This is a genomic window from Vibrio sp. 378 (genome assembly GCF_033339435.1).
The window spans coordinates 190,713-214,882 of record NZ_JAWOUO010000002.1; the positions used below are offsets into that span (position 1 = coordinate 190,713).

At 45.4% G+C, this 24,170-nt stretch carries 20 protein-coding genes and 1 pseudogene; 5 read left to right on the plus strand and 16 right to left on the minus strand.

The annotated features are described in order from the left end of the window. Window positions 1-167: 167 nt before the first annotated feature. The 4 genes from R7Q48_RS04280 to norV form a co-directional block, all read right to left on the minus strand. Window positions 168-1,046, minus strand: a complete 879-nt coding sequence (locus R7Q48_RS04280; protein ID WP_017821261.1) for an NAD(P)-dependent oxidoreductase — start codon at window positions 1,044-1,046, stop codon at window positions 168-170. A gap of 184 nt (window positions 1,047-1,230) precedes the next feature. After that, window positions 1,231-1,569 (minus strand): DUF1971 domain-containing protein, encoded by a 339-nt coding sequence (locus R7Q48_RS04285; RefSeq protein ID WP_033906755.1) that lies wholly within the window; start codon window positions 1,567-1,569, stop codon window positions 1,231-1,233. 41 nt (window positions 1,570-1,610) lie between these two features. Beyond that, a complete protein-coding gene (gene norW, locus R7Q48_RS04290) occupies window positions 1,611-2,759 on the minus strand; it encodes an NADH:flavorubredoxin reductase NorW (RefSeq protein ID WP_033906754.1) in 1,149 nt (382 codons plus the stop codon). An 8-nt stretch (window positions 2,760-2,767) separates the two neighbouring features. After that, window positions 2,768-4,273, minus strand: a complete 1,506-nt coding sequence (gene norV / locus R7Q48_RS04295; protein WP_167415893.1) for an anaerobic nitric oxide reductase flavorubredoxin — start codon at window positions 4,271-4,273, stop codon at window positions 2,768-2,770. 190 nt (window positions 4,274-4,463) lie between these two features. Between norV and norR the strand changes: the two genes are divergently transcribed. The 4 genes from norR to azu all read left to right on the plus strand — a co-directional run bounded on the left by norR (window position 4,464) and on the right by azu (window position 8,619). Continuing rightward, window positions 4,464-5,996, plus strand: a complete 1,533-nt coding sequence (gene norR, locus R7Q48_RS04300; protein ID WP_167415892.1) for a nitric oxide reductase transcriptional regulator NorR — start codon at window positions 4,464-4,466, stop codon at window positions 5,994-5,996. Window positions 5,997-6,394: 398 nt separating this feature from the next. Next, window positions 6,395-6,913 carry a hypothetical protein gene (locus R7Q48_RS04305; RefSeq protein ID WP_005375218.1) on the plus strand — a complete coding sequence of 173 codons (519 nt, stop codon included), beginning with the start codon at window positions 6,395-6,397 and terminating at the stop codon, window positions 6,911-6,913. Window positions 6,914-7,180: 267 nt separating this feature from the next. Continuing rightward, window positions 7,181-7,831: an HAD family hydrolase gene (locus R7Q48_RS04310; protein ID WP_005385872.1), complete on the plus strand. Its 651-nt coding sequence runs from the start codon at window positions 7,181-7,183 to the stop codon at window positions 7,829-7,831. A gap of 335 nt (window positions 7,832-8,166) precedes the next feature. Beyond that, window positions 8,167-8,619 (plus strand): azurin, encoded by a 453-nt coding sequence (azu, locus tag R7Q48_RS04315; protein ID WP_005375211.1) that lies wholly within the window; start codon window positions 8,167-8,169, stop codon window positions 8,617-8,619. A gap of 226 nt (window positions 8,620-8,845) precedes the next feature. On the opposite strand, the gene R7Q48_RS04320 is transcribed toward azu, so the two are convergent. The 6 genes and pseudogenes from R7Q48_RS04320 to R7Q48_RS04345 all read right to left on the minus strand — a co-directional run bounded on the left by R7Q48_RS04320 (window position 8,846) and on the right by R7Q48_RS04345 (window position 14,723). Next, window positions 8,846-9,196 carry an ethanolamine utilization protein EutQ gene (locus tag R7Q48_RS04320; RefSeq protein WP_033906751.1) on the minus strand — a complete coding sequence of 117 codons (351 nt, stop codon included), beginning with the start codon at window positions 9,194-9,196 and terminating at the stop codon, window positions 8,846-8,848. Beyond that, window positions 9,193-10,509: an NAD(P)/FAD-dependent oxidoreductase gene (locus R7Q48_RS04325; protein ID WP_005385877.1), complete on the minus strand. Its 1,317-nt coding sequence runs from the start codon at window positions 10,507-10,509 to the stop codon at window positions 9,193-9,195. The genes R7Q48_RS04320 and R7Q48_RS04325 overlap by 4 nt, the downstream gene beginning before the upstream one ends. A 12-nt stretch (window positions 10,510-10,521) precedes the next feature. Continuing rightward, the gene (locus R7Q48_RS04330; RefSeq protein WP_225452563.1) at window positions 10,522-11,805 is read right to left on the minus strand and encodes an NAD(P)/FAD-dependent oxidoreductase; all 1,284 of its coding nucleotides are present in this window, start codon (window positions 11,803-11,805) and stop codon (window positions 10,522-10,524) included. Continuing rightward, window positions 11,794-11,955, minus strand: a pseudogene (locus R7Q48_RS04335) (rubredoxin); the annotation flags it as partial. The gene R7Q48_RS04330 and the pseudogene R7Q48_RS04335, both read right to left, overlap by 12 nt. 142 nt (window positions 11,956-12,097) lie before the next feature. After that, complete coding sequence (locus tag R7Q48_RS04340; protein WP_053303840.1) at window positions 12,098-13,534, minus strand: aldehyde dehydrogenase family protein; 1,437 nt, start codon at window positions 13,532-13,534, stop codon at window positions 12,098-12,100. A 1-nt stretch (window position 13,535) separates the two neighbouring features. Next, window positions 13,536-14,723, minus strand: coding sequence for an aromatic ring-hydroxylating oxygenase subunit alpha (locus R7Q48_RS04345; RefSeq protein ID WP_053307899.1), 1,188 nt, complete (start codon window positions 14,721-14,723; stop codon window positions 13,536-13,538). A gap of 319 nt (window positions 14,724-15,042) precedes the next feature. On the opposite strand from R7Q48_RS04345, the gene R7Q48_RS04350 reads away from it, so the two are divergent. Then, a complete protein-coding gene (locus tag R7Q48_RS04350; RefSeq protein WP_021035854.1) occupies window positions 15,043-16,779 on the plus strand; it encodes a BCCT family transporter in 1,737 nt (578 codons plus the stop codon). Between the two features lie 92 nt (window positions 16,780-16,871). On the opposite strand, the gene R7Q48_RS04355 is transcribed toward R7Q48_RS04350, so the two are convergent. The 6 genes from R7Q48_RS04355 to R7Q48_RS04380 all read right to left on the minus strand — a co-directional run bounded on the left by R7Q48_RS04355 (window position 16,872) and on the right by R7Q48_RS04380 (window position 24,037). Then, window positions 16,872-17,798 carry a LysR substrate-binding domain-containing protein gene (locus R7Q48_RS04355; protein ID WP_005392445.1) on the minus strand — a complete coding sequence of 309 codons (927 nt, stop codon included), beginning with the start codon at window positions 17,796-17,798 and terminating at the stop codon, window positions 16,872-16,874. Between the two features lie 247 nt (window positions 17,799-18,045). Beyond that, window positions 18,046-19,410 (minus strand): TrkH family potassium uptake protein, encoded by a 1,365-nt coding sequence (locus R7Q48_RS04360; protein ID WP_318132180.1) that lies wholly within the window; start codon window positions 19,408-19,410, stop codon window positions 18,046-18,048. 1 nt (window position 19,411) lies between these two features. Continuing rightward, window positions 19,412-20,065: a potassium channel family protein gene (locus tag R7Q48_RS04365; protein WP_169628844.1), complete on the minus strand. Its 654-nt coding sequence runs from the start codon at window positions 20,063-20,065 to the stop codon at window positions 19,412-19,414. Between the two features lie 151 nt (window positions 20,066-20,216). Next, a complete protein-coding gene (locus R7Q48_RS04370; RefSeq protein WP_169628843.1) occupies window positions 20,217-20,915 on the minus strand; it encodes a response regulator transcription factor in 699 nt (232 codons plus the stop codon). Beyond that, the gene (locus R7Q48_RS04375) at window positions 20,912-21,946 is read right to left on the minus strand and encodes a DUF4118 domain-containing protein (protein WP_169628842.1); all 1,035 of its coding nucleotides are present in this window, start codon (window positions 21,944-21,946) and stop codon (window positions 20,912-20,914) included. Before R7Q48_RS04375 ends, R7Q48_RS04370 begins: the two co-directional genes overlap by 4 nt. 237 nt (window positions 21,947-22,183) lie before the next feature. After that, a complete protein-coding gene (locus R7Q48_RS04380) occupies window positions 22,184-24,037 on the minus strand; it encodes an ABC transporter ATP-binding protein (RefSeq protein ID WP_042521744.1) in 1,854 nt (617 codons plus the stop codon). Window positions 24,038-24,170: the final 133 nt, after the last annotated feature.

A 24,170-nucleotide genomic window follows, 5' to 3' on the forward strand; every position in this document is an offset into this window, starting at 1 on the left:
ATTTAAAGACGAAAAAAAGGAGGTGCTCTACAGCACCTCCTGATTTCAAATCACTAATCCTTAATCACAAGTCACAAAACATGCTCAAGGTGATTCATTATGATTAACTTAGATTTCTTTAAGCTCTTTGATACCAAAGAACTGTTTATCTATTACTGATTCATCAACTACTGATTTTTAGCTACCGCTTTGATCAGTACTGATGTATCCATGCGACCTAAACCATCACGTTGAAGGTCTGCGTATTGCTCATCCACCTTCTTAGTCAGTGGAAGTTCTAGACCCACTCGCTCAGCTTCTTGCAGACAGAAACCTAAGTCTTTGCGCATCCAATCAATAGCGAAGCCAAAATCGAACTTGTCTTCAGCCATCGTATTTGCGCGGTTTTCCATCTGCCAAGAACCTGCAGCGCCATGCTTAAGTGTTTCTACAACTTGAGCAATGTCCAAGCCTGATTTTTGTGCTAGCAACAAAGCTTCACTCAGACCTTGTAAAACGCCTCCAATACAGATTTGGTTTACCATCTTACAGCGTTGACCCTGACCGTTTTCACCCAGTAGCGTCATCTGCTTCGCGTACACATCCATCGCCGGAGACACACGGTCAAAAATGCTTTGTTCACCACCACACATGATGGTTAGAACACCATTTTCTGCGCCCGCTTGACCACCAGAAACTGGCGCATCAATAAAGTGATTACCGTACTTAACACACGCTTCAGCCAGCTCAACCGCTAGGTCTGCAGAAGTGGTCGTGTGATCGACTAGCACTGCGTCCGCTTTCAAGCCGACCAGAATGCCCTCTTCACCGTAAACAACGCTACGAACGTCATCATCATTACCCACACAGGTAAAAACGATGTCACAGCCTTCCGCCGCTTCACGTGGTGTTTCACAAGCTACGCCTTGGTATTCTTCAGCCCATTTGTCTGCTTTCGCTTTTGTGCGGTTGTATACTTTGGTTTCAAAGCCCGCTTTACTTAGGTAACCAGCCATTGGGTATCCCATCACACCCAGACCAATAAATGCTACTCGTTGTTTTTCCATTGCACGCTTCCCTTAGTTCACCTGACTGAAATGTTTCGTAACATGCTACTAAAGAATTGAAATCATTACTCGTGATTTCTCTTTCCACGGTCTCGATGATCCAGTGTTTCAGTTCGTTTATTGCGCCTTCTACACCCCTTTACTTGACGATTAGCATAACAGTCAAAGCACTTAAAAAGGTTTACTACTGCTTAGCATGGAACATCGCTTGCCCACTCTTGTCCTTATTCGACCAGAAATTGATGTTGAACTGAGCATCATCGCTCATCTCAATGCGGTGCCAGTACTGCGGTGGACTTGTAGCAAACTGGCTTGCATTAATCACCACCACTACTTCTGCTTCTGTGACATTTTCATCAGCAAAGCCGTAGTAAGTCACTTGCCCTTCCATGACGCACAGTTGTCCAAACACTCCCTCAGCGGTATTGTGATGAGTCAGTAGCGCTGGTGGCACATTGTCTTTAGTGAAGAAAGGTGTTGAACGTTGAACAGTCCAGTCTTTAGGAATTCGTAGATGCGACATAATGAACCCTCTCTAATTACAATTCTTTTCGTTTAAATCGGTTAAGCCTGACCGGCTTGAGACAACTCTCGAAGTAATGGAAATGCTTGCGTAACTTGTTCTCCCGTCACAACGAAGCCCATGAGTCGGCTATTTTCATCTTCTGCTTTCGCGGCAATGCCAGTTTGAGAAATCTGCACGCTCCAGTTCGTCACCGAACTAAAATCGCCTGCCAATTGAATTGGGTAGCTCGGCGTTTTCACCTTTACCATCATAGGCGGTAGTTTCAACTCTGCTTCTTGCTCCAGTAGTTGTTTCCCTAAAACATTGGCACTTAGCACGATCGGTTGGAGATACGGCATCATTCGACCTTGGATCTCAGCGCAATCGCCTAATGCAAATACATTGGCTGCTGATGTCTGTAATCGAGCATCCACCTCGATGCCTTTATTGATACTCAACCCACAAGCCTTCGCTAACCAAGTGTTAGCACGTAAACCCGCCGCTGAAATCACTACATCAGCTTCGATTGCCTTACCTTTGCTCAAGCTTGCCACCAGCGAATCATCCGAGTGATTGATCGCGACAACTCCAGTCTCCAAAGCAAGTTGAATACCTTGCTGCTTAAGTTGATTTTCAAGCGGCAATGCGACGAATTCAGGAATCAAGTTAGCGAGCAAACGGGGATTTGGCTCAACCACCGTAACTGCTTTACCACTGGTTGCGAGATCCATGGCGATCTCGACGCCGATCAAACCACCACCCATTACTAGAATTCGTTTCGCACGGCTAATTTGCTCTTCCGCTAATTGATATTCTTGTAGCGAGTTTAGCGTCATCACCTCAGGTGCTGCATCGCCAGATATTGGTGGCACAAAGGCTTTCGCGCCTGTCGCAAGCACCAGTTTGGAGTAAGGATAGGTTTGGCCGTTGGCGACCACTTGCTGAGCTTGCACGTCGACATGCTCAATCATGGTATGGGCGAACAGTTCGATGTTGTGTTCCTGTGCGAACGCCTCACCACTTTTAACTACCAAGTCTTGGGCGGTTTGCTTGTTGCTGAATACATGACTCAAATCAGGCTTGTTGTATTCCGCGCCATCATCAGCAGTAAACACTTGCAGCGGAATATGTGCGTCCATTCGACGCACTGTTTTCACCAATTGGTAAGCCGCAAAGCCGCTACCAATAATCACAATAGGTGCTTGCATATTCCCTCCTAACCGTTGTATTCAACGAAAACGTCTTTACCCAAGTGACATTCTGGGCACAAGAAGTAATCTGGCACTTCAGACCATGCCGTACCCGGTTCAACGCCTTGATTAGGCTCACCTTTAGCTGGGTCGTACACCCAATTACAAACTGTACACACCATGCATTGACAATCTGCGGGATGCGCCTCGGTACTAGGGTTGCTAGGAGCAGCAACTTCTTCTACCGCTTGTGTTGTCGTTGGCGCAGCGGGTTGTGATTGAACTTGTGGTGCAGACGCAGCAATCGCCGGAGAAGTAACAGAACTTTTCAGGTAATGTCTTGCCCACAATTTCGCGATGTTCTGACCATGTTCGCGACATTCACGCATCGCTTTACCATCTGGTCGCCATTTAGTTTTCAAACTCACCGCGGTTTCAAAACCTGCATCAGTCAATCGAGCATGGATACGATCCACCGCGCCACCATTCCACCCGTAGCTACCGAATGCAGCGGCCTTTTTCGCTTTAAAGCGCAGACCGGTAATTTCTTCTAGCATGCCAGCGATCTTCGGCATCATGACGTTATTCATGGTAGACGAACCAACCAAGATGCCTTTTGAGCGGAATACATTGGCGAGAATTTCATTCTTATCATGCTTAGAGACATTAAAGACTTTGACCGCCACGCCAGGGTCGACATCGTGAATGCCTTGCGCGATTGCATCGGCCATCATTCGGGTGTTGTTTGACATAGAATCGTAGAAAATCGTAATGCGATCTTCTTGATAATTGTCTGCCCATGCTAAGTATTGCTCGATGATTTGAACTGGATTATCGCGCCATACAATACCGTGTGACGTAGCGATCATATCGACAGGCAAATTGAAACTCAGCACTTCTTTGATTTTTGCGGTTACCAAGCTGCTGAATGGCGTTAGGATGTTTGAGTAGTAACGCAAACACTGTTCCATCAACTCATTTTGATCCACTTCATCATTGAACAGACGTTCATCGCAGTAGTGCTGACCAAATGCGTCATTGCTGAATAACACTGCATCGCCAGTTAGGTAAGTCATCATACTGTCCGGCCAATGCAGCATCGGCGCTTCCACGAAGACCAATTGCTTACCGTTACCAATATCAATGCTATCGCCCGTTTTTACGGTTTTGAAGTTCCACTCAGGATGGTGATGATGACCCACAATCGAATCAATCGCCGCTTCTGTACAGTAAATTGGCGTGTTCGGAATCTTCTCCATCAATGCCGACAATGCGCCTGAGTGATCTTCTTCAGCATGGTTTACCACGATAAAGTCGATAGACTTAAGGTCGATTTCCATTTCTAAATTTTGGATGAATTGTTGACTGAATCGGTGATCGACCGTATCAATCAATACGGTTTTCTCTTCACGAATTAGATAACTGTTGTAGCTGGTACCTTTTGTCATTTTGTATTCTGTACCGTGGAAGTCTTGAACTTCCCAATCGCGTTGACCTACCCAGTGGATGTTGTTTTTTACGTGAATTGTCATAATTACTACCTTGAATGACGAGATAAACAAAAATAATTTCTTCTTGTATTGCACTGGGCGTGCCAACTTTTAATTGCTATATATTTCAATATCTTAATTAAAACCCAACTTCAATGGCTGTCATTTAGACACAGTTGAAAATTGTCATTTAGACACTACAATAGTCATATTGACACAATCGGTATTGGCTATGACTTCTTTAATCGCGCAATGGCTACACATCACGCAAGACCTTAACTCGGCGCTCACTCAACAGGCTCGCTTTGACACGTTATTAACCACAATTCGAGAGGTATTGAAGTGTGACTCTTCTGCCCTTCTTTTTTATGAAGACCAGCACTTTAAACCTTTAGCGATCAATGGATTGGCGAAAGAGGTCCTTGGACGCCGTTTCTCCATTGAGCAGCACCCAAGATTAGAAGCCATTGCCCGAGCAGGCGATATCGTGCGCTTTCCCTCCGACAGCGACTTACCTGATCCATACGATGGCTTGATTCCAAACCACGATGACAAACTGCATGTCCATTCCTGCATTGGTTTACCTCTGCTGATCGACGATCAACTGATTGGTGCCATTACGATTGACGCCTTCGACCCCAATCAATTTGATGGGCTACGCAACCAAGAGTTACGTTTTGTCAGCGCGTTGGCAGCAGGTGGCCTACACACTGCACTCCTACTAGAACAGCTAGAGACACAAGCGAGCCTGCCACGCGACTCTTACGCCGAGAAACGCACCTTAAGTAATGAAATCATTGGTAACTCTGTGGGCATGAAAAATCTTCAAGAGCAGATTGATGCAGTCGCCGATACTGAATTGTCTGTGCTAGTGATGGGAGAAACGGGCGTGGGTAAAGAGTTGGTTGCGAGCGCTATTCACCATCGCTCTAGTCGCTCTAGCAATACTTTGGTTTACCTCAACTGTGCGGCGCTGCCGGAATCAGTCGCGGAAAGCGAGTTGTTCGGCCATATCAAAGGGGCTTTTACAGGCGCAATCAGTAATCGAAAGGGTAAGTTCGAACAAGCCGACGGCGGCACACTGTTTTTGGATGAAGTCGGGGAACTGTCGTTAGAGCTGCAAGCCAAGTTACTTCGAGCCCTTCAATACGGCGACATCCAACGTGTGGGTGATGACCGCCATATTCGAGTCAACACACGCATTGTCGCCGCCACCAATCGTATATTGCATGAAGAAGTGACTGCTGGTCGCTTCCGAGCCGACTTATATCACCGCCTAAGCGTCTTCCCGCTTCATGTTCCACCTCTTCGTGAACGTGAAGACGATGTGGTGTTGTTAGCGGGCTTTTTCGCCGAACGCTTAAGAAGCAAATTGGGATTGAACAGCATTCGTTTGTCTCCCACTTTGGTGCAGGCACTCAAAGACTATTCATGGCCAGGCAACGTGCGAGAGCTTGAACATGTCATTAAACGTGCTGGTGTTTTGGCAAAGGCGCGTACTCACGCCATGGACATTGAGTTAGTTGAGCAAGATTTTGATATTCGAACGCCGAATCAGAACATCAAGAACGTTGAAAAAACGGAACAAAAATCTCGGCTTGAGCTACCAGAAGGCGGATTAAAGCCTGCCACAGACGCCTTCCAAAAAGCGATGATTGTTCGAGCTCTGGAAAAAAACCAAGGCAACTGGGCAGCAACGGCACGTCAGCTTGAATTAGATAACGGCAATTTGCACCGATTAGCAAAACGGCTGGGGATAAAATAGACACTAACGAATATCACCTAATATGGCATATTCATCGCCAAATAAAGAGCCGATGCCCAACCGCTCACTCAGCCCACTATAAGTAGTGAGCTGAGTGCTCAGATAGAATAGCCACCTAAGTTTGACGGTATTTTCTTCTAAATTTTATTGTCTTGAACCACCTCACAGATTTAATAACCCTTAACAATAAACACAATAATAGTTAAGGTATTTTTATGAGCCAGATCTAATAAAATTAAATATATAGTATTTATTTTAAGAATCTAAACTTTCAAAGTTCATCATAATAAATACAACCTCTATGTATACACTTTACCTTCAAAAAACATCAAAATATAATCCCTTCGATAAAAACACTTAAATGAATTTAACTGTATAAAAGTGAGGAGAATAAAAATATGGGATATGGGGCGACAGTATATTCATTAGATACTGAAAAGGTTTTTAACGTACTAAAGAATGAGCGTAATCCAGAGCTAGAAAAAGCCATCATGGAAAGGTGTCAAGACTCCTTTAAAGTGATTAATGAAATGCTGGAAAGTAGTGGCGAAAGCATCCGAGCTGAAGAGCTTCTTATGCAAATGTTGTCTGAAGAGATAAAATACAGTCACTTGGGTTACGCCTATGCTTACTTGCTTGAAGCTATATGTAAGATAACTGGTTATTACTTATCCAATAACTCTTGGTATCCTTGCGATGTAAACGATTTCTGCGATATTCCATTCACTAATACCGATTATCCTATAAAATTCCCATTCCCTGACGATTTCCCTGTTGTTTTTATGATAAAAAATCAAGATATTCACCAAGATAACGTTGACTTCGGAGGCTTATCAGAGCAACAAATATCTGAAGTCAAGAGCTGGTACACTCATGCAGTCGTAAACAATCGTGATTTGGTATTATTTTATTATTAATTTTAACTATTAATAAATTATCCAATAGTTAAAATAACAATAGAATATTAATAAAACTCTAGCTTATATTAAGATAGAGTTTTATCTATTTAACTGAATTTTATAATTTTAAAAACATTATATTTCACACCTAATTTATAGACTCTGTGTATAGTGTGTTCAGAGGCAATGTGAACTCATAGGATCAAAATCAAGTTCTAATTTTTAGAAGAAAAACCGATCTGCTTGTGTCAAAATGCGCCATCCCAACCAAAAAGTCTTAATGTAATGAACTACCAAGCTGCTATTTTTGATATGGATGGTTTGCTCCTTGATACTGAGCGCGTCTGTATGCATATTTTCCAAGAAGCATGTGAAGCCCAGAACCTACCCTTCTATAAAGATGTTTACCTTTCAATCATTGGTCGCAATGCAGCGGGCATTGAAGTGATTTTTCGTAAAGCTTATGGGGATGATCTTGACCGCTTACACCAAGAGTGGCGCGACCGTTACGACGCTGTGGTTAAGCACCAAGCGATACCGGTAAAAGAAGGGGTGATTGAGCTGCTTGAGTGGTTGAAAGGCCAAGGGTTGCCAATTGCAGTCGCCACTTCTACAGCAAAAGAAGTGGCACAGAAGAAGTTGGAGTTAGCGGGCCTAAGCAAGTATTTCGACAACTTAACGACAGGCTGTGAAGTGTCACACGGCAAACCTGATCCAGAGATCTACCTGCTTGCAGCAAGTCGTCTAAGCGTAGATCCAACCAAATGTCTCGCCTTTGAAGATTCAAATAATGGCGTACGTGCTGCGGTAGCAGCGAACATGATCACTTATCAAATTCCTGATCTGGTTGAGCCTTGTGACGAAATAAAGCAATTAGGCCATACTGTCGCACCTTCACTGCATGATGTGTTGCACACGTTAAAACAAACTCGCTAGGTTTACTTGTCGTCTGTTCTCTAGAAGCTCAGCAATTTAGCTGAGCTTCTTTCTCGAAACCTCTCCAATACCGTAAAACCAAACAATTCTTCCACCCGTTTAGCGAGATTATTTTCACCTTAACTCTGGCTAATCACGACTTTTGATTTAACTCACGCAATCGCATGAAATAAGGCATTTGAGTGATCAAATAGCGGAACTGACCAGTACAAGCTTGCAACAAAACGTCAATATACCGATTGAAGCACGTTTTTGGAGTGAAAATTGGCTGATAATGAGAACTATTGGATAAGATCAATCCAAGTCAGCCTAAAATACAAAATGGAGAGTGTTATATGTCTTTACGTTTATTAGCAACAACCTTCGCATTAGTAGGAATGAGCTTTGGTGCCCAAGCCAGTGCCGAGTGTGAAGTGTCATTAGATGCTAACGATATGATGCAGTTTTCTACTAAAACATTGAGCGTACCAGCCACTTGTAAAGAGGTAAAACTGACGCTGAACCACACAGGTAAGATGCCAGCGCAATCGATGGGTCACAACGTGGTCATATCTGACACTGCCAACCTACAAGCAGTCGGTACTGACGGCATGGCAGCTGGAGCAGAAAATAACTACGTAAAACCAAATGATGATCGCGTCTACGCTCACACAAAAGTAATTGGTGGCGGTGAAAGCACCAGCATTACGTTCAGTACTGAGAAAATGAAAGCCGGCGGTGACTATTCATTCTTCTGTTCGTTCCCGGGTCACTGGGCAATCATGCAGGGTAAATTTGAGCTAAAATAAAAGATTTAGCCAAGCCAAAAGAAGACTCATTATAGGGAAGCCAAGGCTTCCCTTTTTGATAGATAAAATAGCAATTGAGAAAGGTCTAACACGTCTGGAAACGTGACCAAGAAACATAGCAAGTATGAAACCCTTGCTCCATTGAGATTAAGTTCTTTTGCGAAAAGTTATGGTTAAAAATCAGATTTTTATTTTGCCTTTCCGAAAAACAACTAAATGATAAAAGTCATTTAATACCATGTAACTCTTTCCAGTTTCCTGGATGAACCACATAGCCGAACAGAGCATGCCCACCATAAACCAATTCAGTCCCTTCCGGTATCCACAGCATCTGACCTGGGTGCACAAAATGTGTTTCACCATTTGCGGTCAGCTCGAAACAGCCTTCAATCACGAAAATAACCTCATCATAAAGCACTGTCCAAGCCACTTTAGCGCCTTCCCATTTAGCAAAGCCTACGCCTATGTTTGGTGAAATTTCTGGGCTTAACGCCCTGGCAACATACGCCATTCCTGGCGTATCACCACGAACATTGAAATCTAGACTTTTACTATCAACAAGTTTGACTGGCTTCATAATTCACTCCGGCTTTGCCATTTTGCTAATTGGATACGCGTTTTTACTCCCAAACCTAAAAAAGGCTCTGGCGGATTCAAACAAGGCATTCCTGTCACTTGCTGTATGTCATCCAATGATTTAGATGTCGCACCAACGACATAGTCAGCTAACAGTGTTCCAGAAATGGTTCCCCACGCAGCACCAACACCATTGTCACAAGCGCTGGCATAAACACCTTCATCTAATTGACCGAAAAAGTTAGTAAAGTTACGAGAGATTGCATACACCCCACCCCATGTGTGAGTAAATGGTACGTCGGCCAGCTCGGGATAACGCGCCAGAAAGACCTGACGATGATCGTCGCGAATTTGTTCTCTGACTTTATCGTTCATGCTTGAGCCATATTTCGGCACGTGTTTGTAAGTATTGCGGATCAAAATACGTCGATCGGCGGTCATACGTAACGTCGTTCCCGCATGATCAGCTGGAGTTAACCCCCAATTCAGCTCACCTCCGTATCGTTGCATTTCTGCGTCGGTTAATGGACGCGTCCAGCTTGCAAACGTCATCACTGGAAGTAGTCTGTTTTTAAGATAACCAAACTCCCGAGTAAAAATGCTGGTCCCAAGCAGCAGTTCAGGGGTTTCAACAGAGCCACTATCTCCATGTAATACCCAGCAACCGTTTTCTTTACTGAGCTTGCGGATTGGCGAGTTCTCTAACACCTCGACGTTCTCTGGAAGGCTTTCCCCTAGCCCACGCACCAAAGCAGCAGGTTGCATTAAATAACCACCTGGCGTGTAAATTGCGCGGCTGTAGTAGTTTGTTCCCAAGACTTTCGCCAGCTCACTGCCATTAACATGGAAGTATGGTTCGCCAAGGTCTTTCATTAGGTGCTCAAAGTGATCGAGATACGCTTCACCGCGCGCCCCTACGGCTCCTTGATATTTGCCCTTTGCTGACCACTGACAAGAAATACTGTGCTTCGACACTAAAGTGTTTAGCTGAGCAATCGCAGAACGGTTGAGTGATAATAACTTTTGCTTGTGCTCAGGGTCGGGATGCTCAAGTGAAAACTTATGAGGCAAATCGATAACAAAGCCCGAATTTCTTCCTGAAGCCCCTTGGCCGATACGTTGCGCATCAATCAGTATAATTCGTGCATTAGGCATAAGTTCAGCTAAACGTCTTGCCATAGCTAGGCCTGCGAAACCGGCACCTAACACGGCATAGTCAGCACTTTGTTTACCTTTTAACGCCGATTTTTCTGGAATACTTGGCAACGCATGGTACCAACCACACGTCACGTCATCATTGGGTAAATGAATCATCTTTTTTCTCCGCTACGCTGCTGACAGTTTCAATGACAATTGATCTAGCCAAGGGCCGCGTAATGACTGTACTTTTCTTCCTAGCAACGCAAAACCGAGCATTGCTCCTTCTGGTGAATAAAACGCAGCGGTCAATTCATCTGCTTGGTTCTCGATGTACCATTGTCCCTGTTCTTCAGCGGCTACCGGGAAAATCGTGAGTGGAAGAATCGGCGTTTTTACAATCACTGGAGTTGGTGTTAACGAGATAGGGGCGACATCGCCTAGCAAGCTTTTCGCTACAGAAGGGATCATTTGATTAATCGGCGCAATATAGGGCTGCCACCCGTGATCAGTTTCAACACAATCACCTAGCGAGTAAATATTCTCATCACTCGTCTGGCCGAATTGATTCACTTTAATGCCCCGGCCTACTTCAAGCCCCGCGCGCTCAGCCAGAGAAACATTTGGCTTGAGTCCAACCGCGCTTAGCACTAGGTCTGCTTCAATCTGCTTGCCACTGTTTAGATGCAAAACCGCGCTTGATTCGGACCTTGGCTCGATTCTGGCGATACTGTCTTGTAGAGCCCATTGCACGCCTCGATCGGCAAGTGCGCTTTGTAATGATTCACCCAACTGTTGCGGGATCAAACGCTCCATTGGCCATTGACCCAACCCGATAACTGTTACTTCATAACCGCTTTCGATCAGATCATTTGCGAACTCACAGCCAATTAAGCCATCACCTAGGATCGCGATGCGCTTTTTGTCTTGCAGCTCCGCTCTGAAACGGCGGTAATCAACTAAGTCGTTCACACTCATAACCCAAGAGCGATCGCCCTCAATTGGGATTTCAATCGGTGATGCACCTGTTGCCAGTACCAAGCGGCTGTAGGCGTATTTACCGATGGAGGTATGTAACGTTGAATTGGCACGATCGATCTGTTCAACACGGGTATGCGGGTAAACTCGGATATTGAGACGGCTTTCCCACTCCAACGCGCTCTCACTTTGTAGCGCGTCGCCGTCTTTATTCATGACCAGTGCATTAGACAATGCTGGTTTGCTGTACAAAGCGCCATCATCAGCGGTAAAGACAGTGATCGGAACCGTCTCAGATTGCGCTCTAAGTGCCGCCGCCAACTGGTAACCACTGTGGCCACTACCGATGATAACGATAGGGTCATTTGAGAATACAGGTTGAGTAACTTCAGATGGAAGAGGCTGAGCAGTATTTGGCTGAACAGACGCTTCTACCGACGCCGAAGACACCGCTGCAACCTCTTCTAGTGGCGCATCGTCGGTGATTTCGATCATTTCAAAATCGGCCTTACCCACTAAACAGTCAGGACATAACCAGTCATCCGGTACATCTTCCCATGCTGTTCCTGGTGCAATACCATCGGATGGCCAACCTTGTGCTTCATCATAGATTAAGCCGCAAATAATACAGAGCCACTTTCTCATCACTTATACTCCAACTACCTTGTTCAGAATTTCCGTGTTTACAAACCGCTGTCAGATTTGTTGTGATTCCATCAACCTCGCCCTAGCTTGTGGTCTGAAATCCAAGCCGGTACGAGGTGATGAAAATACAGTTACACGGTAGCTATACGTTGCTGTCTTGCTGCAAACGAATGGCAATATTGCGTGTCTGGACGTAGCTATAAATCGCTTCTTGTCCTTTTTCTCGCCCAAACCCGGACAAGCCCACGCCACCAAATGGTGTTTCGATGCCACCAGCAAACCATTCATTGATGAACACTTGTCCACCACGCAGTTGCTGTGCCACACGCAATGTTTGGTTTAGGCTTTCACCAAAGACACCAGCGACCAGGCCAAAATCGGTGCCATTCGCGATTTCAACGGCCTCTTGCTCGGTTTCAAACGGTGTAATTACCAGTACAGGGCCAAACACTTCTTCTTGAGCAATACGCATATCTGGTGAGGCTTCAATCACCGTCGGTGCCACAAAGTAACCCGACAAATCAGGGGCGTAGCCACCCGTTAGGATGTTCGCGCCGTCGGCTTTTGCTTGTTCTATCATTTCAAGCACGCGCGCTTGTTGATCAGCCGATACCAACGGTGTGATGTCCGGCTGGCTTTCGCCTTGGCCAATGGTTAGGCTTTTTGCCATTTCCACAACCGCCGCTTTTACTTCTTCATAACGCTCTTTTTGAATCAGCAAACGAGACATTGCCGAACAAACTTGACCAGCGTTAAAGAAAATACCGACCTGAACGCTTTTCAAAAGTGTTTCGAGGCTCGCATCTTTCAGCGCGATAGCAGCCGATTTACCACCCAGCTCCATCACCGATGGAGTAGCGCGTTGCGCTGAATCTTGCAGGATGCGTTGGCCAGTTGGAACAGAACCCGTAAAGACAATTTGATCGACCTCTTGGTGCTGCACCAAATGACTGCCAACGACTGAGCCTTTGCCACATAGCAAGTTAATCGTGCCTTTTGGGAAGCCCGCTTTTTCAATCGCTTTAATCAACAACGTCATGGCAAGTGGAGAAATCTCTGGCGATTTGATCACCACTGCGTTACCTGCGGCTAATGCAGGTGCCAATGAGCGTGCACAAATAGAGACAGGGAAATTCCACGGCACAATCTGCACTGACACGCCAAACGGCACATATTGAGTGAAGTCGACATAGTCTTTACCCAACGGAATTGACGTGCCTTCCAGCTTGTCGGCCATGCCAGCGTAGTATTCGAAGTAACGTGCCGACTCTAAAAACTCATCTTTGGCATCTTGCAAAGATTTCCCATTTTCACGACAGGCAACTAACCCACCTTCATCAACCATTTCACGAATAGCTGCGGCGGCTTTTAACATCCACTCGGTTCTGACGGCGGGACGAACGTCCGAAAGAAGACCTTGATAGACCACTCGACGTGCCGCTGCCATTGCGCGATCGGCATCGGTGATAGTGGCTTCTGCAATCGTCGCATACGCTTCGGCTGTGCCAGGGTTCATGACGGTCAGCGCTTGCTCTGAATCGCACCACTCACCATCAATATAATTAAGGTAATGCATCATATTACTGCTCCAGTGCCGCTTTCACTTGCTTTGCCAACCAGGTTTGGAAGAAATGCGTCGGAACATCCATTTCTGGTGAGAACACACCACCACCAAAGCCAGGTGAGTAACGACCTTCCTGCATGCCCTCGACCGCTCCAATATCTTCGCCGAATACGACTCGCCATGACTCAACGGTAGCAGTACGGCACGCAGCGAACTCATCTTTCGTTGCTTCATCACCCACATAGAAAACACGTAGGTGCTCAACACTCTTATTCGCAGTGATTGGTTCAATCATCATCGCAAAGGCATGATCGGCTTGAATACCAAGCAACACGTTTGGAAAGAGTGCAACGTATTCTGCATGACGCAGTTTATCTTCTGGCCAGCTTGGAAATTTAGGTAAGTGTGTTCCTGCAGTATCAGAGAGGTTGTATGCGAGACTACCTTGGCCAGCAAAACGCTCTGCAAACATGATGTTGTAGTGATCCTCTAGGCGAGAATAACTATTCAAACTCGGATGCACCCAAGGTAAGTGGTAAGCTTCACAGTAGTTTTCTACGGCAAGCTTCCAGTTACTTTTCACTTCTATCTCTAGGTTGCCACCCATGTTCACGCGGCGAAGAAGCCCTAATCCTTCTTCACCTAAGAATTGCTGCCAACGTTGCTCTAGCGGCGCGATATGCTCTTCAAAGCTTTCTGCATTGCCCGATAAGTTGACGAACACCATGTCCATCCAAACGGCTGAACGAAGTGGCTTAAGGCCATGCTTTTCACACTTAAATCGATCATCTTTATGTTTTGCGATACCACCAATGTGTGGTGTGCCTTTTAGATTGCCGTCAAGATCGTACGTCCATGAATGGTAAGGACAGCGAATCATGCCTTGAACTTCGCCTGCCTCATGAACCAGCTTCATACCACGATGACTACATACGTTGTGGAAAACTTGGACTTCACCTTGGCGATTTCTCATCATGAGTAGTGGAAGATTCATGAAATCAAGTGGCATCACATAACCATTTTTAAGCAGGTCTGATGCAAAACCAATACATACCCAAGTGTTACCAAACACCTGATCACGCTCAAAAGTAAAATACTCTTCGCTGGTGTAGGCCTGATTCGGCATTCCTGTTGCTTCACTGATTGGGTTCAGTACATTATCAACAAGTTCAACAGGAATAATGGTTTGGTTGACATTGCTCATATTCTTATCTCCGAGAGTCGAGTTGCATCCAGTGCGTACAACATCGTGTTGTGTTAGTGGAGATAATTGTGATTAACAACCCGGCAACAAACAAACGACTTTTTCGCCGGGCTTGGATGAGTTTTTGTCATTCATGCATTGATCTCGAACAAAAAAATAACCTTTTAATTAACAATGATCTTCTTGTCATGATTAATACTCATTAACCGATGAGTATTAATCAGTTGAAACACAAAAGCCCTCTCTCTACTCTCTTTCAAAAATTAACAATAACGCAACAAACAATAACGTTAAAACAAACGCACTGTGAGGGATGCCTATGAGAGCAACATCTGGGATATTGAAAGGACTCAATCCGACTGTGACAATCGCATCAAAGATCGTCGTTATCGGTTTTGTACTTTTCTGCGCCATTCTCGCCAATCAAGCGGGCCAATACTTCGAAACGATTTCCGGCATTTTGCTACAGAATATGAAGTGGTTTTACATCGGACTTGTTTCACTCGTTGTCGGTTTTCTTCTTTACCTTATGGTTAGTCGATATGGGCATATTCGTTTGAGTAAAGATGACGAAAAACCAGAGTTTAGTTATTTGTCTTGGGTATCCATGCTTTTTTCCGGAGGCATGGGGATAGGCTTAATTTTCTGGTCGGTCGCCGAACCGATGTGGCATTACGCTGACAACCCATTTACTCAAGGCCTGACCAATGAAGCCGCAACAACATCAATGAAACTGACATTCTTTCACTGGGGTCTACATCCTTGGTCTGTCTTTATCATTGTTGCACTCGCATTAGCTTACTTTTCCTACCGTAAAGATCTGCCTTTTACCCTACGCTCTATCTTGTACCCTTTGATTGGTGATCGTATTTATGGGCCTATCGGACACACGGTTGATATCCTAACAGTCGCGGTGACTGCTTTCGGTATCTCTCAAACCTTGGGGATGGGAGTTATCCAAATAAACTCTGGTTTGAATCAAGCCTTTGGTCTAGATATTAGTTTGGGGATTCAACTCTTTATTATCGTTTCCCTTTGTACTTGTGCGGTTGCGTCGGTGCTATCTGGTGTAGGAAAAGGTATTCGCCGTTTATCAGAATGGAACATGCTGCTCTCACTCGCACTCGTGCTAGTCGTACTTTACATTGGTCCAACTCGCTATATCTTAAATACGCTACTCGAAAGTACGGGGCTTTATGCACAAAACATTGTCGGTATGAGCTTATGGAGCGATGCACAGAATGACTCTGGCTGGCAAAACTGGTGGACGGCTTATTACTGGCCTTGGTGGATGACTTGGGCACCTTTCGTTGGCATGTTTGTGGCTCGTATCTCTAAAGGACGCACAATACGTGAACTTATCGGTGGCGCATTAATCGTACCTACGCTAATCACGTTTTTATGGATTTCAGTATTTGGTGGTGCAGCGTTGAAGGTAGAGCAAGACGCTCGTGTTGCTCATCAAGAGCAAGTCACTGCGGCACAAGAAGCCAAACAGACACCACCTGCGGATTTTTCTGGCGGCCCGATTCTTGAAGCGACTAAAGCTGATACGACACGCGCTTTGTTTACGCTATTCGACAACCTAGATACAGGTATGTTTGGTAAACTCCTTAGCGTGCTTGCGTGTTTATTACTCGGTACTTATTTCATTACCTCCGCTGACTCAGGTACCTTAGTTCTATGTACCCTCGATGCCGCTGGACACAGTGAGCCTCCTACGTCTATACGCGTATTGTGGGGAATCATGATCGCTGCCATTGCGGGAGTGCTTCTATATGCAGGAGGGTTAAAAGCAATGCAAACGGCCTCCATTATTGCCGGTTTCCCTATCGCGATTTTTATCGCGGTGATGAGCTTAACGCTGTTCCATAGTATTCGACGCGAACCTAAGCCATGGGCAATGCTTCCTGAGCATGTTCACCCAGAGCAAGAGAAACTTGATGGTCCTGTTGAACCGCTTGTTGAAAGCAAAACTGTGGCTTCCGAGCCTATCGCTTCAAGATCCTCGCTGAAAGATGATTCCACACTTAATCAGGGACCAGTACTAAGTTAGTGCGTCGTTTCATCAATCAATTAAAAAAGCGGGAACTGATATTCCCGCTTTTTTAACATTACCAAACTCTGTTATTTTCTCTGCTTATTGATTTAAGCTAAGCCTCGATCACCTACCTCATCTGGCAACTGATGCAAAAGCCATTCTCTAAAACGTTTGACGCTGGCTGGGATTAAACCTCTATTTTTAGGTTCAAGCATAGAAAAATTGGAAGGTGTTGAAAGCACGTGTTCGACTGGCCTAACCAAAGCGCCGCTTTGTAAATAGTCGTCCACTAATGAGCCCCAGGCTAACGCGATGCCCTGACCATTAATTGCCGCTTGTAACAGCATTGGATAGTTATTGATGTTCATGCGATTACGAGGCGAAATATTTGGCAATCCTACACTCGCAAACCACTGCTCCCAATTCACCCAATCTCTTTGAGACTCTTCCAGATAGAGTAACGTTTTATTGAAGATTTCTTCTGGCTCACTAGGCTGGCCGATTTTCTCTAGATAAAGCGGGCTACACACAGGGAATACTTCTTCTGAGAATAGCGTTGTCACGTCCATTTCCGCAGGTGGAGTGCGACAATAAAACAAGGCGATATCGCAATCTAATCGGCGTAAGTCCAACACATTATCTGAGGCCAATATCCTTATATCGATGTCATCATGTTCATTTTGAAATTGGGCAACCTTAGGCAACAACCACAAGGCTGCCATTGCATTTGTCGTCGCAACCGTGATCTTTTGTTCGCCCTGCCACTTCTTCACTTCACCCGTGATTTGAGCAATATCGAGCAAAGATTGGCTGACAGCTTGATAATATTGAAGACCTGTAGGCGTTAAATTAATGCTTCGATTGGCTCGCGTGAACATAGCCTTGCCTAAGTATTCTTCTAATTGTCTAATTTGGCGACTGATAGCACCTTGGGTCACGTTTAGCTCGTCAGCGGCTAACGTAAAACTCAAGTGCCGCGCCGACGCTTCAAACGCAACGAGGCTATTTAAAGGAGGGAGGGGTTTGATTTTCATGTATCTTCCAGTAAGGCAGTATTGTAATTATTTTTATTCCCGGCAATCTTATGTTGCACGTGGATAATGCCATTCTGGACAACACCTCAAAAACGACAATTTATAAATGATAAAAAATAGAGATGAATCATAAATTGTTGTGAGAGAGACTGCCGTATACAGTTTCGTGGCTACAACGAGCACAAAAAGAGGAGCAGTTACTCCTCTTTTGCCTAGCCTTTTGCTCACTTTCTTCGAGTTAGCCCATCTACCCTATTGCCAGTTTAGTACTCGCGTAACGCGCTTTTTTCTTTCTTGGACTGGCTAAGAAGTACGCTAATGTAAGAGGCCCTAATCGTCCCATAAACATCATGAAGATGATCACTAACTCACCTGGTTCGGACAAACTGCCCGTTAAGCCTCGCGATAACCCAACCGTACCCAGTGCCGAGACCGCTTCGAACGTAATATCTAACATAGACGCTTTCTCTGTCAGTAACAGCGTGAATATGGCAAACCAAGTCACCCCCACCGAGATCAGAGTCAGCGCCAATGCCTTGCTGATGGTCTCTTTGGGAATCTCGCGTTGAAAGGCATAGGTTGCTTCATCGCGACGCAAATAGCTGTAAGTTGCCAAGACCAATACCATAAATGTCACAACTTTAATGCCACTTGCCGTACTCAATGATCCACCGCCGATAAACATCAACACCAGAATGATCGCCGTTGTGGCATCTTCCAACTGATCGATAGCTAAAGTGTTGAACCCTGCCGTTCTTGGCGTCACCGCTTGAAACCACGATGCCCACCATTTCCCTGCTTCGCTCAACGGGGCAAGCGTGTTGGGGTTATCATATTCAATCAGATAAATCGCGATAAGTGCCACCACGTTAATGATCATCGTGCCTAAGATCATCATTCGACTGTAAACGGTGAGTCGATGCCAACGGCGATTGCGTTTTAAGTCAATCCAAACCGAGAAGCCTAAACCACCAATAATGAACAAACTGGTAATGGTGAAGTTAACGACCGGGTCGTCCACGTAAGGCATTAAGCTATCGGCACTCAACGCAAAACCTGCATTGTTAAACGCACTGATGGTGTAGAAGAAACCATGGAACAAACTGGTTTCCCAGCCCAGCTCTTCACTCCAATAAACGCTCAAAATAGTGAAACCAATAAGTTCAACGAGCAGAGCGAACATCAATACAGATTTAGCAGTGGCAATGAGTGTCGATGAGTCAGTTTGGTTGAACGCCTCTCTCGCGACGGCTCGCTCCAAAAAGCCAATTTTTCCGCCCAGAGCCAGCAAGGTCACGATGGCAAACGTCATTAAACCTAGGCCACCACATTGAATCAGGAAAGCAATAACCACTTGCCCAAAAGGCGTAAACGCCGTGCCCGTGTCCACCACAACTAATCCCGTCACCGTAATGGCCGATGTTGCTGTAAACAGGCTTTGAATCCAAGTGATGGGCTCTGTGGTGGCAATCGGCAGTTTGAGTAAGACCGTGCCGAGCATGATCAAGCACGCAAAGCTGAGGCTAAGTATTAATGGCGGTGCGCCCAACAATTTTTTGCCCGCTTTGGGTTTTCGCTCGATGGGGATAATAGAGGGATGCCACAAAACCATGTTACACCAACCTTGGAGCGACGTATTTCAGCTCAGCGCGACTACCACAAAGCAACAGCGTGTCGAACTCATTAAGCACAAACTCATCATTGATATTGGTGTAGACGGCTTCTTCGCGCTTCACCAAGATAGGCTGAATGTTGTAACTGCCTCGGCTGATCAACTTAGAAAGCGGCATATCGTGCAGATTGGATTTAACGTGGATTTCCACCACATACAAACCATGACCCATTTCCAAATAGTTGTTCACCATCGGATAGTTGAGTGCCTGCGCGACTCTTACGCCCATCTCCTCTTCCGGATGAATAATGCGTTGTACGCCAAGCTTAGACACGATGGTGTGGTGCGCTTTGGTGCTCGCTTTGACCCAAATGGATTTCACACCCAGATTTTTCAGCGCCAGCGTACACAACAAACTGGCTTGCATGTCTTCGCCAATCGCCACCAACACCACATCACTGTTCGCTAGCGCTAACTCTCTGAGTGCACCTTCGTCTGTTGCGTCACATATGACCGCTTGCGTTAACTCTTCGACGTATTTTTCGACGATTTTCGGGTCGCTATCCACCCCCGTTACGGTGTGTCCAAGATGAATAAGTTCTAAGCTGGCGGCAACGCCAAATCGCCCTAGACCAATTACTGTAAAGTGAGCCATATCAATACCTAACTGTGTTTTATGTATAGAACATGCTAATGCGTTAAGGGCTAGACTGATTTTCCGTCACGGAAAATAGGCAACACGAATCCTGTTCGAGTGCCGATAACCAGCACTAAACCTTGGCATTAACGTTGATTAAATTTGGAATTTAGTAGTGCTTGGACGTCTCAAGCACTAAACGATAACCCAGCCCCGGCTCGGTTTTTAATAGCCGCTGTTCGTCAGCACTATCGTTCAGTTTTTTGCGTAGTTGACTCACTAACACACGTAAGTAGTGAGTGTCTTCGACATGACTTTTTCCCCAAATCACCGCTAGCAAATGAGTTTGCTCAATGAGTTTTCCCGGCTTGAGAATCAACTGTTCAATGAAAGAAAACTCTTTCTTGGTGAGTGGAATTTCCCTCTGATCCAACCAAAATTGGTGAGTACTTTTGATGATTTTGACTCGGCCAGCCACCAGCTCATCAGCGACGGTTTGCTCATCCACCAAATCTCGAACCAGCACTTTGATGCGCGCGATGAGCTCTTTTACGCCAAAAGGCTTGCTCAAGTAATCATTCGCGCCCGCTTCTAAAAGGCGGATTTTTTCCTCTTCTTGATCGCGAGCTGTCAGCACTAGCACTGGCGTTTTATAGGTCTGACGAAGCGTAGTGAGAAACTCCGCCCCATCGCCGTCGGGCAAGCCTAAATCTAGCAGAATGACGTGCGGCGAATGCGCTTCGAAACACGCTTTGGCTTCTGAAATGGTACTCGCGCCAATGTAATCAAACCCTTCAGCAGACAGCGAAATTCGAATAAAGGTATGAATGCGAGGCTCATCGTCCACGACTAAAACTTTGTAACTCACGCCTGCTCTGCTCCTTGATTGAGTGGAAGTCGAATGCGGATCAGCGTCCCTTCTGATACTGGCATAGATTGAATATATCCTTGGTGTGCGGTGATGATGCCTTTGGCAACCGCGAGTCCCATTCCGGTGCCTGAATCGGCCGATTTGTTGTTCACACCGGAATAGAAAAGGCTGAATATTTTTTCCGCATCTTCAGCTTTGATGCCAATCCCCATGTCCCGAACATCAATCACGCACGACGAACCCTGCTTAGAAAGTGAAACCTCAACAGATTCATTCTCTGGTGAAAATCGCATGGCATTATCCAACACATTAAAAATCGCTTGTTCGATTAGCGAACGACTTACTGATAAATAACCAACGGAATCATCCATATTCATGGAAACTTTCTCGGTGTAATTCGGCAAACGAGAAACCGCATCCCGCACAATATCTGCAATCAGCTCATCTTTTTTGGTAATTTTTAATGTGCCATGCTGGAGCTTAGTCGCCTGTAAAAGGTTCTCGATATATTGGTGCAAACGGTGGCTTTCTGAAGTCGCACTGTCGAGCAATTCTTTGCGCTCTAAGTCATTGAGCTTGGGCATGTACTCGTTGAGTGTGGTCAGTGTTCCAATAATGGTTGCTAGCGGCGTGCGTAGATCATGGGACACCGATAGCAGGATGCTGTTTTGCAGCTTGGTTTGTTTTAACTCTCCCTGCTGCCGACGATAAAGATCCGCAAAGGTGCTGGTGATAAAAGCCACCACCATAAACACGACTAAATTAAAAATGTCTTCCGGACGAAACATCTGCAAAGAGTAACGAGGTGTCGTAAAAAAGAAGTTGAAGCTCAGCGCTTCGATCACCGCCGCCGCATAAGCGAATCGCGAGTTGCATTGAAACGCCACTACCACGACAGCTAACTGTAAAATCAGCAGGACTGCGGCTGTAGAGCCAAACAGTTGGTCTAACAACCATGAGACGACAACCGCGCCAACAATCACGGTAGTAGAAAAGAGAAAGGTGTTATCTCGCCATTGAACAAACATAAAATACATCAACCAAAATTCGATGTAGAAAACTTTAGCAAAAGCCCATTCGGAGTTCGCGTAAAAAAAGCGTAAAAAATTCAATAACGACAGTGAGTTATAAACATAATCATCATTAAGTTGGCCTAACTCAATGAATAATCACAAGTTAACGTTGCCCATTAACGCCTACTTACTCGGTATAAACGACAGACACAAAAAAGAGGAGCATTTGCTCCTCTTTCGTGTAGCGTCATATTAGATGACTTGTAGTTGAGCATCACCTTGCTCAGACAAAAAGCCGCCGGTTTGATGCTTCCACAGCTGAGCGTAAACACCACCCAATTGCAGCAGCTCGTAATGCGATCCTTGCTCAATGATTTTGCCGTCATCCATTACAATCAAACGATCCATCGCGGCAATCGTTGATAAACGGTGAGCAATCGCAATCACTGTTTTTCCTTCCATCAGAACTTCAAGGTTTTCTTGAATTGCCGATTCTACTTCTGAATCAAGTGCAGACGTTGCTTCATCCATGATCAAAATTGGCGCGTTTTTCAGCAGCACGCGAGCAATCGCCACACGTTGACGCTGACCACCAGACAGCTTCACACCGCGTTCACCCACTTCAACGTCATAGCCAACGTTACCTTGCTCGTCTCGTAGAGATTGAATGAAATCATGAGCATGTGCTTTCTCAGCAGCTGCGATAACGGCATCCATTGAAGCATCTGGATCACCGTAAAGAATGTTCTCTTTAATTGAACGATGCAGCAAAGAGGTGTCTTGCGTGATCATACCGATGTGTTGGCGAAGAGACTCTTGTTCAACTTGAGAAATGTCCTGTCCATCAATACAAATCTTACCGCTATTTACGTCGTAAAAGCGCAGCAACAAGTTGACCAACGTGGATTTACCTGCCCCAGAGCGACCGACAATGCCGACTTTTTCGCCCGGTTTGATAGTCAGATTCAAGTTCTCAAATACTGCCTTCTCATCACTGTAGTTAAAACCTACGTGATCAAAGCAGATCTCACCTTGGGAGATTTGCAAAGGCTTAGCATTTGGTACATCTTTCACTTCAACATCGTTTGAAATCGTATTGATGCCGTCCACTACCGTGCCAATGTTTTCAAACAGCGCACTAACTTCCCACATGATCCACTTCGACATACCTTGTACGCGCAATGCAATACTGATGGCAATCGCAATAGCACCAATTGTTACAGCGTGATCTAGCCATAGATAAACCGAAATGGCACTAATAGACATCAGCAGCAAATAGTTGATGGCATCCACACTAAACAGTAAACAAGTCACCATGCGCATTTGGCGGTAAACCGTCACCAAAAATTGCTTCATGCTGCTTTCTGCGTATTCCAACTCTCGTTGCGAGTGCGCGAATAGCTTTACGGTAGATATGTTGGTGTAAGAATCGACAATGCGCCCAGTCATTACAGAACGAGCATCCGCTTGCTCTGTCGCTACTTGTTTCATTTTAGGGATAAAGTAGAACTGGATAACCGCGTACATTCCTATCCAAATCACAATAGGCAACATTAGCAAACCATCGGCTTCGCCCATCATCCAGAGCATCGAAAGAAAATAAACGCTGATATAAACCAGTACATCCACCAGCTTCATGACCGTTTCTCGTACCGCTAACGCACTTTGCATCACTTTGGTCGCAACTCGGCCTGCAAAGTCACGCTGGAAAAATCCAACCGCTTGTTTTAGCAAGTAACGGTGAATCAACCAACGGATAGACATCGGGTAGTTACCCAATAACGTTTGGTGCATCACCATTGAGTGGACAAAACCGAGAGCTGGCATCACAACCGCCACTAAGAACAGCATCATTAGCATGCGATCACCCTGGTCTTGCCAGAATGTTGCGCGATCTTGATTAGAGAGAATATCGACGAGCTCGCCCATATAACGCAACAGCGTCACCTCTGTAATGGCAATAAGCGCACTGAACACAGCCATAACGAGTAAAGGGGCTTCAAAGCCACGAGTGTAAAAACGACAAAAGCCAAATAGCGTCTTCGGTGGCTTTTCGGTTTCCATCTGGGGAAAGGGTTGGGTCAGTTTTTCAAACCAATTGAACATAACAATGACTTTAGGTACCGCGAATGAATTTGCGAACGTTTTACTATCTTTTGATACAAAAGTCAGTAAAATACCGAAACAAAAGCTCAAATGATAATAATTACAATTAAGCTTAGCGTTAATCATAATTATC

Coding starts and splice junctions, on each gene's coding strand:
- R7Q48_RS04325 (WP_005385877.1), bottom strand. CDS start 10,509: ATGATTCATTTACCCAATGATGACGTGACGTGTGGTTGGTACCATGCG.
- R7Q48_RS04280 (WP_017821261.1), bottom strand. CDS start 1,046: ATGGAAAAACAACGAGTAGCATTTATTGGTCTGGGTGTGATGGGATAC.
- R7Q48_RS04365 (WP_169628844.1), bottom strand. CDS start 20,065: ATGGCTCACTTTACAGTAATTGGTCTAGGGCGATTTGGCGTTGCCGCC.
- R7Q48_RS04345 (WP_053307899.1), bottom strand. CDS start 14,723: ATGAGCAATGTCAACCAAACCATTATTCCTGTTGAACTTGTTGATAAT.
- R7Q48_RS04305 (WP_005375218.1), top strand. CDS start 6,395: ATGGGATATGGGGCGACAGTATATTCATTAGATACTGAAAAGGTTTTT.
- norV (WP_167415893.1), bottom strand. CDS start 4,273: ATGACAATTCACGTAAAAAACAACATCCACTGGGTAGGTCAACGCGAT.
- R7Q48_RS04350 (WP_021035854.1), top strand. CDS start 15,043: ATGAGAGCAACATCTGGGATATTGAAAGGACTCAATCCGACTGTGACA.
- R7Q48_RS04310 (WP_005385872.1), top strand. CDS start 7,181: ATGAACTACCAAGCTGCTATTTTTGATATGGATGGTTTGCTCCTTGAT.
- R7Q48_RS04360 (WP_318132180.1), bottom strand. CDS start 19,410: ATGGTTTTGTGGCATCCCTCTATTATCCCCATCGAGCGAAAACCCAAA.
- azu (WP_005375211.1), top strand. CDS start 8,167: ATGTCTTTACGTTTATTAGCAACAACCTTCGCATTAGTAGGAATGAGC.
- R7Q48_RS04340 (WP_053303840.1), bottom strand. CDS start 13,534: ATGATGCATTACCTTAATTATATTGATGGTGAGTGGTGCGATTCAGAG.
- norW (WP_033906754.1), bottom strand. CDS start 2,759: ATGCAAGCACCTATTGTGATTATTGGTAGCGGCTTTGCGGCTTACCAA.
- R7Q48_RS04375 (WP_169628842.1), bottom strand. CDS start 21,946: ATGTTTGTTCAATGGCGAGATAACACCTTTCTCTTTTCTACTACCGTG.
- R7Q48_RS04330 (WP_225452563.1), bottom strand. CDS start 11,805: ATGATCGAAATCACCGACGATGCGCCACTAGAAGAGGTTGCAGCGGTG.
- R7Q48_RS04320 (WP_033906751.1), bottom strand. CDS start 9,196: ATGAAGCCAGTCAAACTTGTTGATAGTAAAAGTCTAGATTTCAATGTT.
- R7Q48_RS04285 (WP_033906755.1), bottom strand. CDS start 1,569: ATGTCGCATCTACGAATTCCTAAAGACTGGACTGTTCAACGTTCAACA.
- R7Q48_RS04380 (WP_042521744.1), bottom strand. CDS start 24,037: ATGTTCAATTGGTTTGAAAAACTGACCCAACCCTTTCCCCAGATGGAA.
- R7Q48_RS04355 (WP_005392445.1), bottom strand. CDS start 17,798: ATGAAAATCAAACCCCTCCCTCCTTTAAATAGCCTCGTTGCGTTTGAA.
- norR (WP_167415892.1), top strand. CDS start 4,464: ATGACTTCTTTAATCGCGCAATGGCTACACATCACGCAAGACCTTAAC.